Below are 17411 nucleotides of genomic sequence, written 5' to 3'. Positions count from 1 at the left end.
ACAATATTTCGCCCTACTTATGATAAGGCTCACCCCGATTAATCTTCACCACACGGTAGAACTGCTCCGTCAATACCTATCAATCGCAAGTCTCTTCGAATACTCCGCTATACTCTGAACCATCTACTTCTCCTTCAATTTACCTACTGTAATAATCTGAATAAACAAATTTAACTTCACACAAAAATAACCTCCCTACAATAGGGAGGCTATAATATGATCACCATCTATGCACTAAACACACAAAACCTAATTATATCTACAATGGCATGTGAACCCATAGCTGATACCAAATCACGCTTGCGTTGAAGCCATGCAAATGGGAAGCCAAATAATAGAGCTAACACAATTACATTTACAATATTGAAAGTGCTCAATTCAAAGTGAATGAATACATGAGGCAGCACCATAATCAAATAACATAAAACATTTTGAAGCCTAGTAAACTTGTGGTCCCCCGCTATTACAACACAAAGTGCAAACAGGAAGAATCTGAAAATAATTTCTTCAGTCACCCCTGCTTTTAAGGCTTCCATAATAAATGACAGTTGGAATGAGGGATTAATCGCTGTACTGCCCACAGCAAGTAGGACATTGATCGCACCCAATACCACGCCCACCAACACCAAAGTTACACACGAGATCACTACATCTTTCTTTGTACTATTTTTAATTAAAATAATTTTATGACTAGAACCCTTCATCATACTGGTCGCACCAACATATATGATAACGGACGCCACGCCCATAAACATACTAGCCGGCATAGCTATCATTCCAAGTACACAACCGATAATAACATCCGTTAATTTGGTGTTCTTATTCTTTATAATATAAACCACTGAGATAATTCCAAATAACAGAAACCAAATAAAGATCATCTTAAATAAAGCTGCGAATACCCACAAGCACGATAAACCTACCAATAGCAAAGTCAGTTTGAATGCTACCTTGTCTTTCATATTAAGCACATCTCTCCCACCTTCAGATAAAATAGAACTGCCGCCATTATATCAATATCTGGAAGCCAGCGACTGTTACAAACATCATCTTTAGGTTCCATATCCCTCTTCTTTTAAAATATGGAAGTATACCACTTGATAGGAGAGTTAGTAACTCTGGAGGAAAGTCGACATAACAACTCGTCCACTCTCCGCATAAGTCTCTGAAGTTGCGCTGCGCTCATATTCTGTATCCAAGATGTACTTGGACAGTTCGCAAGGAACTTAACCGATTCAATTAGATTAACGGAGTCCAAGTCAGTACCCGTCTCACTCCGTGTCAGATCTAATAGATCTTCTAGGGGCAAATTATACGGTGGAAAAATACTCCCTCGTTCTTGGATATATAGAGTCTTGAGCATGATTTCTAATGACCAGTCGCTAAGGATGAGGCAAGGTTTGGGGAGGTTGTGATGCAGGAACATTGGGGTGAGGTTCATGTAGGTTTGAACCGTATTATACTCAAGCTTCAGGCCACACTCAATTCCCATTATGTATTCTCCTAAAATTTAGAAGTATACGCATATGCGTACCAGTTCATAATTTATTATATGGTACGTTGTTGCGTATAGTCAAACTTCTAGAGGTGATTGTTCATGACGAAAAAAATCATCGTCAAAATTCCAGAATTGCTTAAACGCCACGGCATCTCATTACGTGAACTTTCACGCCTATCCGACGTACGTCACGCTGCGCTTAGTGAACTTTCCAATGGCAAAAGAGAAAACATTAATTTCTCTCATATCGAAAAAATCGCCGATGCACTTAGCATCAGCGATATTAGGGAGATTATTGATTTGGTTGAGGTAACTGACTAAGTAATAATCCTACATAACAAGTGCTAGATCGTAAATTCCTATATCGGAATTTATGATCTTTTCTTATGAGCAATATATAGTACTCTTTACTCCTAAATTTTCAATAGAGTATGGAATATTATCTGATCTATTTCGATTATGTATCTCACATTGATTTCCCCAGTGGATTAAGTTCCTTTGTATGCCTACACTGTGGAAACTTACTACAACCCCAGAAACCAATGCCATTCTTATTCTTACGCTTCACCATCGGTGCTCCACATTTACAAAAGTCGGATGTGCTGGAGTCAGCCATCGACTTTGCCACTGCAACCTTAGATTGCCCCTTATCAACTGGCTTCACCTTTTTATTCGTAGGTTGCCATTTCCCCCATACCTTTAGCTTTTGTTCAATAATTCCTCCGTGCCAATATTCAATCGTACGCTGATCAGCTTCCTTCTTCGCTTCTGAAGTTAAATCTGATGTTGTAACCAATAAGCTAAGAATACAGTCGTGATTGCGTTTAGCGCCAACCAATTCACGAACGGTCTGCACGTTCACCTTATTATAATCCGCATAACACTTGGCTTGAACTGCCGTCTTCTCACCCCGCCGATCCGTAATGACTAGATCCACACCGCCATCTTTACCTCCGACCCCAACCTCTTTGACAACATATCCTTGGTCTCGAAAATATAACGCAAGTAAACGCTCAAATTCCGCACCGTTCAAATCACTTAAATGCCTCGATAAAATGACTTCATCTGGACGACAGATCATAGATGAGCGTTGTACTTTTCCCGATGCTTGTCTTGCGGTACTTTTCTTCTGCGTATTTGTTGATTTACTCACTCTATTCCTACTATTGCTTTTAATTTTACGCTTATTTTTCTTGTTAACAGTGCCTTTAAGCAGCCCTGCAATTACTCCAAGTAAAATAACTATTCCAAAGAATCCTACAACAAACCAAGTCATTTCCTTAAACCAAATTACTTCTCCCATTTGCATTCTGTTCCCCTGCTTCCTTATGCTCTCTCCGCTCAAAATATAATCTCTACGGATACGATAGTAAGGACTGCTACAAACATTATTTGTAGCATCAAATAAATCCTTACAAGAATATCGCTATTTGTTTAGTTTTATATGAACTTGATGTCCATACTCTTGGAACATATAAACTAGATTCGAGCCATCAATAAGAGTTATTGGTTTATTCTTCGCAAATTCTCTCGAATCGGGACCAAAGTAACTGGTGGTAACAAGAATTCCTTTCGTTGCACCTTCGGATAGAGTTGTTCCATAAAGGTCACGCACTGCGGATACTGGTACTACATTATTATATCTTTTTGCCTGAATTACGAATTTCCCACCTCTAATAGGATCAGGATCAAAAGCGATTGCGTCAACGCCGCCGTCACGGCTTGCCCTAGTTACTTTTACTTCACCCTGCTCAGAAGAAAATACACTTGAAAATAGCTCCCTCACCAAGTGTTCAAACTCTTCCCAGTCCATTTCAGCCAAGTTAGTTGAAGAGTCAAGATACTCTAATACACTATGTGATTCTACGAATCTTGTATCATCTGTTCGAAGTTCAAGTATAGGTCTGACAGGAGCTAAATGGGCTAAGGGGCCCGCAGCAAGCCCCTTCAGATTTTTAAAACATTCCTTAGGTTCCACTCTTTCAAGGTTATATACAAGAAACTCCGCCTTGGAGACATGGCAAGAAAGAATACAGGAATGAAAGTCGTTCCCAGTCTTTTTATCTATCCCTTTTACCCAACCATTAAACACAACGTTCTGAACATCATCAATATAGACAGATTCAAATACTTCATGAATTGTTCGTAGACAAATTTGATAGAGAACATCCTCGTAATATACATTAAACTCCTTATCTTTCATTTCGACGATATCAATTTCTTTTCTTGATGCCACATATTTATGCTGAAGTATTTTCGGGACAAATTCCATGCCAGGTAAGTTGTAGTTCACTATAACTGTTCCGCTTATAGGATCATATTGAAGCTCATAGTCCTGTTCGAAACCTTCTGGATATTGAGATCGTTCTAATACCATATATACATATTTTTCAATTTCTTCCCCATGACCTTCTTCAAAATCCCGCTTGAATTGATCGATACTCATATTATGTTCGTTTTGTTTCTCCAAATACTCTTGCTTGCGTTGTTGGTGTTCATTCCGCGCATCGTTATAAGCATTTTGAGCGGCAGCTTCTTTAGTCAATCTTTTTTCTTTCAAAGATTTGATGATTACTTCAAAAAACTTTTTCTCTTTGGGAACACCAAATGACGCATACAAAGTTTGAAGTTCAGGTTCCTTCTCACTAAATGCCTTTTTATCAATTAAGGAATTCCAATTCAATTTATCATTAACACGAAGAGTGTCCTTTAGAATATTTCTATATTCTTCTATACTATTCAGTGCGGATTTCGTATCAAATTCCGCTTCTTGCTTCAAATCAGCTATGAACTCCCTTTCCCTTGCTTTCCGTTCTTGTTCCGACCACTTTCTTATTTGTTCTTCCGCCTTAAAATGAACTTCCGCTCTCGTCATCCCCTTGACTTCTTTATTAACGCGCAAGTAATCATTTTTAATGATCAACGAATAATTATAAGATCTAGATATTAAAATCCCTCCAACCTTGGATTAATATTTCAAAATTTCCCATTATATTATAGTTAGTTATTTCGACCTATTGTATCCGAATTCCTTTGATTTCGAGTAATTTTCTCCTTTTATTACACGTTTGAATTTTAATTATATGTACATTACTCATGAACAGTCGAAATACATTGAATTAAAAATACCTTTCCCACTTTGAAAGAGTCATTAATACTATTCTATCTGCACCCAATGTGCTGAGAGATTGAAGTTCAAATCGAAAAAATCGCGATGCACTAGGCATCAGCGATTTTCGAGAGATCATTGTATTGATTGAGGTGAAAGATTAGATAATTATATTAAATCGTTTTCTTGCCTTACTCCAGTTACATATGGCACCGATTCCTCTGCCGCGATAAGGACCTTCTCTTCGTGTAGCGGATATATTATACTCCGTGAACGAGACAATCGATCTATAAAATACTCCTTCAACAAAGGATCGACACAGTAAATATAGCAACCTTTCATCCCTCTTGTGAGGAGTGTACGGTAAGTGTTTTTAATGATCTGATCTGCAATCTCCACAGCCTCAATGTTGTCTTTCTTGTACATTTTTTTGAATCCAGACAACGATTTATCCGTCTTCGCACGTTTAAAGGGATCCGTGACTATTTCTCCATCTAAATAACGAAGGTCTTCTCCTATGATAATTCCTACATAATCAAACTCCAGCCCTTGTGAAGTGTGAATACAACCAACTTGCTCCACCGATTCAGGATCGATTGCCCATGTTAGTGTATTGTTCAGATTCCAGCTCATAGAGAACTGATGATCTTCCAGATAAATATCATGAACCTCTGGATTGCTTTTCCCTTCCGTCTTCCAATACCAGCAGTAACCCGCTAGCATCCTAGCTTTATTATTAAGTTGATTCTTATTAAATATCTCATTGCGTAGTTCATTAGGGTCATCAAAAACTTTAAAATCATACTGAAAATCAAAACCATCTGCATTTGCTGTTTCCCGAAGCTCCAATACATCATCTAACCATGCCAAGTAACCATCGGAACCATTACAGCGAAATTGAGATTCTAGCTTCATCTCTACTACTTCAGCACCGTATGACTCGGCAAATTGTTTGATCTGTTCCTTATTCCCTACGTCATGTATCGAGATTTTTTGATACTCATCAATGAAAAAAACAGAACATTTAGCAGCTCGAATGATCTCCATCATCTGATTTTCACCTTTGTTCTTGAATAAGCCTGATTTCTCGTTAAGTCGATGGGCTTCATCCACGATTAGAACATCCAATTCATTTGGCAATGCCTCATGATAGACTCCCGAACTCTTGAACAGGTTATTAATAACTGTCTTCTTATAATTTTGCTGAAGCCGCTTAGTATATACTTCTCTTGGGGCGCTGTTCTTGGTGACGTACTGGCAGACCATCTCTTTGGAGGTTAATTGGACTAATAAATTAATTCCTAAAACTGACTTCCCGGTACCAGGTCCGCCCTCCACGATCAGAACCTGCTTACGATCCGTAGATAGTGCTCTTTTGGCCATTAATATAGCCTCTTCATAGACTACCTTCTGTTCTTCGATCATAATAAACTCTTCATTTCCATCTAACATTTTGACTAGTGAGTCCTGCAAAGACTTAGACGGTCTAATCTTTCCTAGTTCAATCAGATATAGTGATTTTTTACGGTCTGTTTTTTTAATATAAGTAGATATAAAGCCCCTTAACTTTAGGGCATCGCCCTTAATAAACACCGGGGCCTCCGATATGTAGTTATCATATAGAGTATCCGTAAGTGGATCATTTTCTTTTTGGATATAGTTATGTAAATAGGCACAGGGATATAAAGATATGGACTCGTTCTGAACCGATTCATTATAGTCTGTGATTAGCTTTGCATATGACCAAGCTTGGTACGATGGATGAGTATGTTTGACCATTCTTCGATTCATAGCCGTCTCAACAAGACCATCTGAATTTTCAACTACGTTTACGGAAGACCATTGTTTTAATTCCACAATAACGACAGAATAACGGTCCTGTTCATCCAAACCTGTTAACATAAAGTCGATCCTTCTTGAAGTCGTAGGTACCTTATATTCAATAGCAACGCCTACATCATCAGGAATGATTGAAGTGTTCAGGACCTTATACATATAATTCATAGAATTATTCCAGGAGTTAAACTCACTCTCCGAGATTTTACCGATTCTCTTTAGGTAATTCTCATGAATCTTAACAGCGATGCTATCATTAGTAACATCATTCATGAACTCTTCTTTGGTCGCTTCGTAAATTATCATAGCTGCCCCACCCCGTTATTCAGCTTCTGTATATTTTTTTGATGTTCCCTTAAATTTGTCTACGGGATACTTTTGTTCATTTTTCTCTAATTTTTGAGAGATAGCATCCTTAACATCGATGCCCAGTTCATGTGCAAGCATCAGTGAATAGATTAATACATCCGCTAATTCATCACGAATATCGTTAAAATTAACCTCAACCGCCTGTTCACTACTCTTCCACTGAAAGTTCTCTAGCAATTCGCTAGCTTCTAATGTCAAAGAGATTGCCAGATCCTTAGGGTTATGGAACTGCTTCCAATCCCTTTCGTCGCGAAAGGCTATGATTTTATTTATTAGATCGTCCATGTGGGCACCCCTTGGTGGTGGATTATGTATCTATTATAGAACTTAAAGAATTAAATAGATAACGTTTGTAAAATTCAGGTATCATCAGTTTTTTATGATTATATTAATCGTACGACAGTACCTCATCCAGTTTCATCTAATTATTTATTCCCTATTGCTTCCTGTTGTCGGGAATCTGATGAGAGGTAAATCATGTTTAGAAAGAATGCTGTTTTTAATTTATCACATAGTAATTGTTGGGGGTTATCTCATGATAGCTAAACCCATCTACTTCAATTGACTAATTGCCGAAAAGGTTTATTGTCAAATCATGTATAATAATGTAAACTGAACTTGTTTAGTAGTAATTTTAACCTAGGAACTAATCTGTTATTATAGTGCATGAGCACTAGAATGGGGAGATTGTATGAAAAAAAAACATATTTCCGAACTTCTTAACCATGCTCGAATTGGACATTCTCACTTTGAATTTGTGGATATCAACGTCTTAGATGACCAAGCATTATTTATTGACCCTTGTTTAATAGAAACTCAACGAGGACTTTGGTACAGTAATGCAACCAAATTGTTGGATAATTTCTTCAATAAATTTTATGAGTCGTACCGTAACAATGATACACTTAAAAAACTAGAGTTACTATCCTGTGCAGGAGAAATTAATTTTACAAAGTTAGGTTATGGAAAGGGAGATAATGGGCACGGAAATACAGCAAAAGGTCTATTAACAACTTTCAAAAATCTGGAAACACTGACAGTGAATATACCATCTATTACAAAAGCAATGGACTTACCTGTTACTATATCAGGCTTCAGTGAAGATGGACTTTCAGATATGATAACTAATATTTTGCATCTCCAATTGAACGAGTTTACACTAGAACAATTAGCTATTACGAATGTAAAGCCTAATTCCGAAGACACCTTTAATACTTGGGATTTCGCCTCTTCATCTTGGAAGGAAGTAACATCCCCCTGCTATCGTTATGGAAATAATAAGATTCTACTAACTCCAAAACATATCGTTAGAAAAAAGTATCATTTTGGTGCAAATCAATATTTAATGCGTATAATTCTAGAAAGAGCTAAAAAAGAAACCGCATATACTAATCCCAAAGGAAAAACTCGTTATCGGACCACCAAGAAAGAACTCAAACTTGCAATACCAAAAGAAGATCATAACTGGAAATATAAATTTATTAACGAGAAAACAGAAAGTGACCAGTCTTTCTTAATTGACTACCATGATACCATCCCTTACTTGTACAGCGATAAAGCAATGACTGATGCTGAATTAGACAAATTTATTTACTAGTCAGTACTAATATATAGTTTGAACTTGAAACCAACTTAATTAACGCAATTACTTGACGATTGAATAACAAGAAACAGCCCTCGACCGCCGAATAAAGCGGTAGAGGGCTGTTTCTGTGTATAGTTACAACGAAGGATTAGACATCCTGTTAATTGAATACCCGATGCAATGATACTACATACTCCACATGTGTCGTGACTGGATTCAACTTGTATAGTAAACATCTCGTCTACAATGAGTCAGTAAATCCTTCTTCTGCAAATCACTTATCTATGAGCGGTCTACAATTTCGGACAAAACAAATGCCCTGACCGCATGAGGTAGGGCTTTTCATGGTGGAGCCAAGGGGAGTCGAATAAGCCATAAAGTCATGAGAACCTTTTTGGTGCCTATCATATGCACTCCACTGGATGAGCGCGCTTCGCCAAAGCCCACCGTAAGTTGGTAGGCTTTGGTGAACTATGGCTTAACAATTCCCGTTCCAGTATTCGGTGGTTTCCCAGGGGTTCCTTGCCCTGGTTGATGGCCATTATCTGGTTTTGGTTTTTTGTTTTTCATTTACTTCACCTTCTTATTATTTCCCAGGCTTTTGAACACTGGTCGAATTTGATGGCGGTTTTCCTAAATTACTCACTGGTCCCGGTTGTAAACCCTTCTGTACCGTTGTTGGTTTGTACCCTTCATTTAAACTTGTCAATTTGGGTTGATTATTTTCTCCCATGGTTACTCACCAACCTTCTCGAACTGAATAAATTCTATATATCTAAGTTCTTCTTTCGGTATCCAAACACCTTTTGTACGGACATTTAATTGCCACTCTCCCGATTCCGGATTTGGAGTGTAAACTTTTTCAAGGTAAATGTCTCGTTCCTCAGGTACCGACGAAGCAAATGAATCACTTGAATAAACCCCATAAAAAATTGAGTCATCCTTTAAAGTAATCATAACCCAATTACCACTACTCATAACGTAATCCCAAGCTGTCGGAATGGGATGTACAGGATTAATACCTATGTAACCAACTAATTTTCTAATCCATTCTTTTGCCGTAATAACACCATAAAAAAAGCCAAGAAATAATGGCGAAATACATAATACTCCGAAGAGAATAAAAATCCATAAAACCGGATGTTTATCCCAGTATCGTTTGTCAATTAAGTCATTGATAAGCCAAAACCAAATTACTGCATTTAAAAAGCTGAACGAAATAAATCTTAAAATTGCACTTTGTTCACCAATTACCCTTTGAGGGACTAAACCCGAATAGGCACTACTCATAATGAAACCTGGAACGATAAACATTGCGATATAAATAATTGTATCCGCTGTAACTTCCATTCTAGTATCCCCTTTATTATGACTATATTCTCAATTGAAAATATTGTCAAACATATCCACATTAAATAAAATCTACTCATGTTCCTATCACCTGTAGTTCATCTATACTCGTCGGGAATACTGGGTACAGGAGGTGGAGTCCATAGCAAAAATAGGTAAAATCAAATTGAACCAAGATACATTGTAAGAACAAGAGGTGTACTATTGCTACTTATACATTAATGATTCCTTCGCACTCCCTTGCCTATGGAACATCCCAATCTGGTCAAACCGTCTTATGTCCAACCAAAACAAAAAACGCAGCCCCGAAGTACTGCGTCGATTATTCGCTACCAAAGACGAGCCATATTCAAGTTCATAAAAAGTTCAGATACTAACTGCGCCTGAGCTGCGACAGATAGGTGGTAACTATGGATTCAACATACTAACTCCTAATGAGCGACACACAGCACACACATTCGCCAAATGGGGTTAATCCCCTTTAGGCTGGTTTCTCCCACAGTCCGATAAAGCCTTGATATTACTTGTCACTATATATTCAGACTAATCCAATATTCTAATGAATCCTTTCTCTTGGGAATAACGTTAATATTTAATTCAGATATATACGAACTTGTGCTGTCTGTTAATTTGACTGCAACTACAGGCTTTCCTATGCTTTTCGCAAACTTAATTTCATCGAGTGAAATTCCCGTATTATTTGCCGGTCGATTTGAACATATAACAACATTGGCATATTTTATTTGCTTCTGTATCTGGGGGTCAACATTGTATCTTCTATCAATACTATCAAATGGTGAACTACTTGGTACTGAATAATCTCTAATATTGAATTTTGTGCGATCCAATAGGGCACTAATCTCAGTGTAATCAGTGTTATTCCAGCGATGTGGTATAAATACGTTAATTTTCATTTTTACCCTCCTATATAATTCTAAAATCTTGTATCTTTAGATAATTTCCAGTAATGCAATCCTAGAGCTGTCAGCTTGCATGACTTACTCTTCATTGCTGCAAAATACATATGTTCTTCATCAACAGGTTCAACAAGTCCAACACTTTCAAATAACTGTAGCTCTTTAAATACATTAACATGTTCTGCGATTGCAAAAGGTTCAATTATTTCATGCCCGAAATTAGGATTATTTGTAAATTCATATGAAGGATCTAACTTAAATTCAGAACTGGGAGAGTCAAAATACTGACCTAATCTACGCAAAATGCTTTTAGGAACTCTTGGTTCTAAATCTCTGATCGAAACAAAATGTGAGATATTTGTCTTAAAAACTGGTCGCTGTTGCCATGCACCTAATGATTGATCGATAAATGCATATATACCTGCTGGCGTAATCTTCCCAGTTATATCTGCTGCACTACCTCTCAAACCTTGTAAAAACAAACTTGTAAACAGACCTTGACCATCACTTTCCGTGGCTACTTCATCTCTCGAACTGGCTGTCATAATCGTTACGCCTTCACCTAGTATAGATTCATTGCTACTTACAACCGGTGATTCACCGAATTTGCCTGAATAACAGCAGTCTAGAATAATAATCTTATTTTTACATTTTGATTTATTGGCATATCCTAAAACCTCACTCATGATTACACCTAAATCTTTACCTTTATAATCAGGTGTTACAAGATGACCGTACTCACTTCCATGTCCTGAAAAATATAGCAAGGAGGCGTCTGCATCTCCACTAAATAATTTATCAATCAAGTCCAATAGCTCAGCTTTTGTATTTATATTAAGTTTCAAGGAAACATCGAAATTAGGTGCCCCGCCTCCATTTGTTTTTAATAATTCTGCCAATGCACTTGCATCATTTACACATCCATATAGTGGAGCATTTGGATATTCGTCAATTCCAACAATCAATGCTCTTTTCAAGAAAACACCCCTATACATATAAATAAATCAGTCGTGCAAGATTATTACCGTTTCAATATTATATTCATAATAATTCGACATATTATTCCAATCTCCTTTTATTCCCTAGAATCTTTCACCTTTGTGACCAACAATGGAATACCTATCGTAAGAACTGGATTATCACCAGCTACTCTTGCAATACTCTCCCACACCTAAATCCCCCATACACAATACACTTATTCGCAGTCGCCACCATCTGCGGCGGCATTTCTTCCCGTAACCGCCACACGAAGCTCATGGGTTTGTTGCCTTCATTGCGGACATAGTCCGCTTCGCCTAGGAAGACAAATGACGAGGTGTAGCTGTTCTTCTCTTTGTATTCCCGGATAAACAACGCAATCCGATTTCCTGTGGTGCGGTGGTGGATATAACGCTGCGCCGTCTTGGTATCTTCGGATACGCGGCTTTGAGGCTGCCAGTGGAATAATTCTTCATTGATTGCGTAGTCTTCGTACAGGGTCGAAGGTAAGAAATCTTTATCCGACTTATTCAAAGTAATGAAGAAAATGTTCGTCTTCTCCGCTTCAAAATATTTGGACCTCTCACGGAAAGTTGGAGTTCGTTCCCCATTCCAGTAAGCAAATGCTGCTAAAATCTGGTCCATGCTGTAGGTACAGTGGATATCGAGTGGACAAGTGAATGGGAACTCATTACTCTTATCCACAAAATCGAGATGGGCTTCGTTATATTTTGAAATCGACAATTCATCTCGGAACTGCGATCAAACCAGAATACAATCCACATCTTCCTTTATATTCTGTAATTCTTTAATCATTAATTTAAATTTACTCCGCTACTCAACTTCTACATCCAAAACCTTATCCGCTAAATCAACATATGAATGATTGAGCGTTACTTTTACTTTTCCAAGCCGACGTTTCTCGCGCCATTGACGCAACTCTTCCTCCGACTCTAACTTCAACTCAGCGATTTCCTGTGCTCGGTCAAAAATATATTTACTTGTGTACAGAACGGTGTAGATTCTTTGTCCACCTAGTGCTATCGGTTGTTCTAGTTCTTCCCAATTCTCAATAGTGAACTTCACATATAGACGTTCTTCAGTACCTGGTCTCACAGGTCGCTCCTTTATTTCGCGTCGCCGTACGACTTTCCAATCAATGATCTTGCCAACATAATGGATTCCCGTCTTACCTGTTGTCTCGAATTTCTTCCTAGACTGGCACATTGCAATATATGTTAATTGGGTGAGCACCTTAATGTCCGTCACGTTTTCCAGTGGTAGGTGATAGAATTTGTGCTCCAGAGCCGTATGCATTTGAGAAACCTCTCTTAAGGAACCTACTAGAACATTCTTACCTGATAGTTTATTTACAAAATACTCTTTCGTTCCTTTCGGCTTTGTAGAGCGTTCATAAGCTTTTTCCGGACTATCCTGTATAAGCTCATCTAGAAAATCTTCTACTAGTCTCGTAGAGTTTGGTAGGAACGGAAGTGCCCCAATGTTTAGTTTCTTAATACTTTTATAGAAGTGATGCTCCTTAAACCTTTCCTCATCTGGATATGGAAACAATACATACGCTCCAAACATACTTCGTTCATACTCAGCACTGCTATTTGAAGAATATACTATCGCATCCCGATAACGGTGCATCGTGTTTATGTCATCCTCTTCCGGTCCGGGTGATCCATATACGTTATGATAAGGGGTACCTGGATACGCAGCGTTCATACGATACTTCGCATCAAAGATAAACTTATACTCCTTCTCCTGACCCGCATCTTTTTTCTTAAGTGAGAGAATATTATCTGGCTTCTGAGACAAAGTTGGTGTCTTATCGGATTCAGGTAAAGCATTATAATACAGAGTAAATGTTTCTCCGTTAAGCGGATTCTCGTATACCATTTTGGACTTCCGCCCTTTATCCAACGTTACAAATATCCCACTTCGATTAACCTTGATAATATCTTGCTTAATTAGCTTGTACTTCTTACTCAACAAATGGTGCAACTTAAGGAAGCACCAATACTCATATATTTGAGCAACATCCTTCATGGAGAGTCGGAGCAGGTCTGACTGAATGGAAAGACCCTTTAGTAGCATCAAATAATATCTATAAATATCCCGATAGCCTGGTGCCATCTGAAGTACAAGGCTTACGTTCATCTGTTTCATTGGACCAACTTGTTGAAGGAAATCTACTCTAAGAAGCAAATCGATCTGACGAATCATCATATCAATTCTCTTAATTAGTAATGGATCGGGTACACGGTTTCGACCATTCCACCTAACCTTAAGTTGCTTCAACTTTTGGATTACGCGCTCGAGCATCCACTTTAAAAAACGATTTTCTTGCGTATCATAAGAGATCCTTCTCCGAGTTTCTAGTAAATGAGTCGGTTGATACGATTGATTCCCTAATCGAATAATCCCGTTTATGTCATCTCGGGCTAAATATTGAGGATGCTTAGCTAAGTAGGCTAAATTTTCTTTTCCCGCACGCTTCACCCTTGAGACTTCTCTTAGTTGATTCTCTTTGGTGAGCTTTTGATGGGGGTTCACTTGAATTCTTTCCATAGCACCATGCATCTGACTAAAAATATGTTGTAATATCGTGAAAAACTCAGTTAAACTCTGGTGTTGCGTCTCACGCAACCCGCTCATCTGATAAGTTCTCCGCAAAAAATCAAACGAGAGATTATATATCTGTTCATTTATCTCTTTTAGAAGCATCTGATAGTCTCTCTTGTAATCCATCTTTGACGGGAATATCTCGACCTCTAACGTTAACGCAGACTGATTATCAATTTGTACCTCCAGTTCAGTAAATCCAACTTCATTTCCAAATGATAAAATTCCAGTCAGTACGGAGTCCCCTTTAGGCTTAATAGCCTGCCGCAGTAACACATTTTCATGATAAAAGCGAATATTCGAGACCTGTTTCTTCACTATAACTAATTCATAATCCTGAGTTTCGTAGAAACACGGGAAAGATATATCTCCTTCATTCCAGTCAATTAACCCCTCATCATGCGGAGAAAAAACCTGCACTCTTTCAATCTGCAAAACATCATAAGCGGAAGAACATTTAAGATATGCTTCAGTCCACTCACCCTTAGGACGATGCAGTTGAAGCATTTCAACCGTTGGATGAAACGGCTTGCCCTCAATATACAAAGTGAATATATTTGTCTCAATACGAAGAAGCTCTACGCTCCGTTTAAGAAAGCCAGTATGAGGTAAATCCATCGTCTTCTAACCTCCGGAGCATGTATGCTAATTTACGAGCACTTTGCGGATGTTTGGCTGGAGGTGGTGTTTTCCCCCTATTCCATTGTGTATAGAGTGAGCTAGCATCTTCCATTAACTCATTAACGCTCAAGTTATTTCCTAGTGCACCTTTCATTAGTTGCAATAGAACTCTCTTCACAGAAGAGTGACTACCCTGAATACGTGGAAGAATTTTTTGCATCAGTTGAAAATCAAAAGCTTCTTCCTCCGTCATGAGCTTAAATCGCTCGTTATAGATCAAGTAGAAACATACAGCATCACGGATCCGAAATCCGACATGTGCATGTATATCTTCTAGAATGTCATTGATCTTCGAAAGCTTCTCTGTTGTACGAGTAACTAACTCAGAATATTCGGAGAACGCATCAACTAATTTGAGATAATCACTTCTTATGAACAATTGATGAGCAGTTAATTGTTCAGCACTACTATTAAATTGTTCGTTCAAAATTGGAAGCTGAAGCAGATTAATATAATTGAACTCAAGCGTATTAGCCCGATCTAATATTTTTTTACTAAAAGGGTACGTCGTTTCATCCATGTTTACCGTACCGATGATATATATATTCTCAGGTATACGGAGGTCTCCATACAATTCCTGATCTTCAATAGAATCAAATCTAGAAGTTGGCAATATTGCATCTGTAGTTATTTGACCTTCCACACTCCATTCCTGCGTCTCCAATAAACTCATCACATCACTAAAATAGTGCTCCACACGTGCCAAGTTCATCTCATCTAAGCAAATAAAATAAGGTTTTTCCAGATTCTCTGGCTTTGTCGCTTCTACAATTACATCAGATAATGGTCCCGGTTTAAACGAACCAGCTATATCTCGATAACCTATTAGATCCGAAGGATCACTCCAATCTGGTCGTACCGGAATCAGTGAGAATTGTCCATTATCAGATGTAGCACCAACAGCCTCAGCGAACAACCTAACCAATCTTGTTTTCCCTGAACCCGATATGCCTGCGAGGATAACAAACGGTTTTGTCTTGAGTGAAAGATATAAGTTTTCAATCAAATAATCTGGAAAGTAGAATCCTTGCTTAACAATGTAGTTACGGATCTGAAGGATTGTAGTTTTTACATCAGGATCCGTGATTTTCATAAGAACCTGCGGTTGTTCCAATGGAGAATTCGTAGCAGCTTCCTCCTCAATTTGGTTATACGTTTTGTTTCCGCCCTCTATGCTTTCAACATATATTTTATAGTTTTCAATTACATTTCTTAGATCCTCGATAAGTATAGATTCATCTGGAAGTTGATCAAGATCATATCGATAATAAGCAATTGTAGAGTCTTGATAGACTTCTCCTAACCCGCTTCCTGTTAAATAAATTTCCTCATCCTTCTTCATGCCTTCAAGAGGTAGTATCAGACGTAACTCACTAGCCTTCTCCCTCAGATATTGAGAACCTTCCCGTTTCCCTTTTTCTTTTTGTGGAATTGTAACACCCTGAGCTAAAGTCAGGTAAACCGACTTCATACTTTCAGCAAATAGGTAAACAATATACTCTCCTTGCTGCGTTGTATTAGTAACTCGTTTATCCATGACTGCAATCCATGGAATATCCGCCCACTTCCCATTCCCAACAGATCCTTTGACTTTAAAACCATCATGAATAAAAGAAAGTTTTCTTATCTCATTAGGGATAGTTTGTCGAACAAATGTCCCTATTTCATGTTCTTTAAAAGATTCTTTTTTCGCATCTAAGTAAGTAGTCATTACTTTATTGAATGCGTTATGTAATGAGAACTTCTCTGAATGTTCGTTGTAATAGTCAGCAAGTTCCTGTTGAGTATAATCGTATAAGTCTATTAACACATCCTGGTCCCATTGATCATAAAGATCTTTTCTAAAGCCAATAGTTTGACGCTCTAAATTTCTATCAATGATTGAGGACAACACTTGAATAGGAGTATCAATAATGGATTGCACTTGACCAAGTGTTACATCCGCCCATTTAGAAGCGAGCTTCCCTGGTGGTTGGTCTACTTGTTCGCCCTCATTCTCTCTTTCTTGCAATAGTGCAAGAAATCTTTCTTTAACATTTTGAAGGGATAATTCTCTATCACCTACTATGTTCATTTCATTAAGAATAGCTATAACTAGAACCATTTTGTATGATTTCTGTTTATTTTGAAATATTGTTGCGAGTTCTTTGGGTAGTGTCATTAGTCTCACCTTTTAGTTTTATTAGTTACATTAGTTACACAATCCTTGACCTGCAAATTGTAAGAGCGTCTGCTCCATTGGAATCGAATTGATTGCAATCCTTTTCTGTATATTCAATATTCGACAGAAACCGCACATTCCCTCCAAATATTAACAACAGAAAACGAAAGAAACCAACAAGCGTTAGGATTGTTGGTCAATAATTCACATTTATAAACATACGTAACTATCCATCGAACCCACGAATTCCACATCTCCCAAGTATATACATTTTATAGGGGGCGACGTATACTTGA

At 37.9% G+C, this 17411-nt stretch carries 13 protein-coding genes and 1 pseudogene; 2 read left to right on the top strand and 12 right to left on the bottom strand.

The window, feature by feature from the left end:
- Positions 1–227: 227 nt before the first annotated feature.
- Complete coding sequence (locus NST85_RS06025; protein ID WP_341191079.1) at positions 228–962, bottom strand: CPBP family glutamic-type intramembrane protease; 735 nt, start codon at positions 960–962, stop codon at positions 228–230.
- 113 nt (positions 963–1075) lie between these two features.
- On the bottom strand, positions 1076–1492 hold the full coding sequence (locus tag NST85_RS06020; protein ID WP_341188827.1) for a hypothetical protein: 417 nt from the start codon (positions 1490–1492) through the stop codon (positions 1076–1078).
- Positions 1493–1597: 105 nt separating this feature from the next.
- Between NST85_RS06020 and NST85_RS06015 the strand changes: the two genes are divergently transcribed.
- The gene (locus NST85_RS06015; RefSeq protein WP_341188826.1) at positions 1598–1819 is read left to right on the top strand and encodes a helix-turn-helix domain-containing protein; all 222 of its coding nucleotides are present in this window, start codon (positions 1598–1600) and stop codon (positions 1817–1819) included.
- 145 nt (positions 1820–1964) lie between these two features.
- On the opposite strand, the gene NST85_RS06010 is transcribed toward NST85_RS06015, so the two are convergent.
- The 4 genes from NST85_RS06010 to NST85_RS05995 all read right to left on the bottom strand — a co-directional run bounded on the left by NST85_RS06010 (position 1965) and on the right by NST85_RS05995 (position 7097).
- Positions 1965–2801 carry a restriction endonuclease gene (locus NST85_RS06010; RefSeq protein ID WP_341188825.1) on the bottom strand — a complete coding sequence of 279 codons (837 nt, stop codon included), beginning with the start codon at positions 2799–2801 and terminating at the stop codon, positions 1965–1967.
- Positions 2802–2924: 123 nt separating this feature from the next.
- Positions 2925–4421: a restriction endonuclease gene (locus tag NST85_RS06005; RefSeq protein WP_341188824.1), complete on the bottom strand. Its 1497-nt coding sequence runs from the start codon at positions 4419–4421 to the stop codon at positions 2925–2927.
- Positions 4422–4775: 354 nt separating this feature from the next.
- Positions 4776–6749, bottom strand: coding sequence for a DUF2075 domain-containing protein (locus NST85_RS06000; RefSeq protein ID WP_341188823.1), 1974 nt, complete (start codon positions 6747–6749; stop codon positions 4776–4778).
- A 15-nt stretch (positions 6750–6764) separates the two neighbouring features.
- Positions 6765–7097 carry a nucleotide pyrophosphohydrolase gene (locus tag NST85_RS05995; protein WP_341188822.1) on the bottom strand — a complete coding sequence of 111 codons (333 nt, stop codon included), beginning with the start codon at positions 7095–7097 and terminating at the stop codon, positions 6765–6767.
- Between the two features lie 406 nt (positions 7098–7503).
- Between NST85_RS05995 and NST85_RS05990 the strand changes: the two genes are divergently transcribed.
- A complete protein-coding gene (locus NST85_RS05990; RefSeq protein ID WP_341188821.1) occupies positions 7504–8409 on the top strand; it encodes a hypothetical protein in 906 nt (301 codons plus the stop codon).
- Between the two features lie 723 nt (positions 8410–9132).
- Here NST85_RS05990 and NST85_RS05985 read toward each other — a convergent pair.
- The 6 genes and pseudogenes from NST85_RS05985 to NST85_RS05960 form a co-directional block, all read right to left on the bottom strand.
- A complete protein-coding gene (locus tag NST85_RS05985) occupies positions 9133–9747 on the bottom strand; it encodes a DUF6338 family protein (RefSeq protein WP_341188820.1) in 615 nt (204 codons plus the stop codon).
- 530 nt (positions 9748–10277) lie between these two features.
- Positions 10278–10661 carry a hypothetical protein gene (locus NST85_RS05980; RefSeq protein WP_341188819.1) on the bottom strand — a complete coding sequence of 128 codons (384 nt, stop codon included), beginning with the start codon at positions 10659–10661 and terminating at the stop codon, positions 10278–10280.
- Between the two features lie 20 nt (positions 10662–10681).
- Positions 10682–11641 carry a caspase family protein gene (locus NST85_RS05975; protein WP_341188818.1) on the bottom strand — a complete coding sequence of 320 codons (960 nt, stop codon included), beginning with the start codon at positions 11639–11641 and terminating at the stop codon, positions 10682–10684.
- A 169-nt stretch (positions 11642–11810) separates the two neighbouring features.
- Positions 11811–12398: pseudogene (locus NST85_RS05970) on the bottom strand (DUF3427 domain-containing protein); the annotation flags it as partial.
- Positions 12399–12476: 78 nt separating this feature from the next.
- Complete coding sequence (locus NST85_RS05965) at positions 12477–14891, bottom strand: restriction endonuclease-like protein (protein WP_341188817.1); 2415 nt, start codon at positions 14889–14891, stop codon at positions 12477–12479.
- Positions 14863–17115 carry an MrcB family domain-containing protein gene (locus tag NST85_RS05960; protein WP_341188816.1) on the bottom strand — a complete coding sequence of 751 codons (2253 nt, stop codon included), beginning with the start codon at positions 17113–17115 and terminating at the stop codon, positions 14863–14865. The genes NST85_RS05965 and NST85_RS05960 overlap by 29 nt, the downstream gene beginning before the upstream one ends.
- Positions 17116–17411 lie beyond the last annotated feature (296 nt).

The organism is Paenibacillus sp. FSL K6-2524, assembly GCF_038005525.1.
In the GTDB taxonomy this organism is placed as follows: Bacteria; Bacillota; Bacilli; order Paenibacillales; family Paenibacillaceae; genus Fontibacillus; species Fontibacillus anaericanus.
Note: the sequence above shows the minus strand (reverse complement) of the source record. Positions and strands in the feature narration are given on the sequence as shown.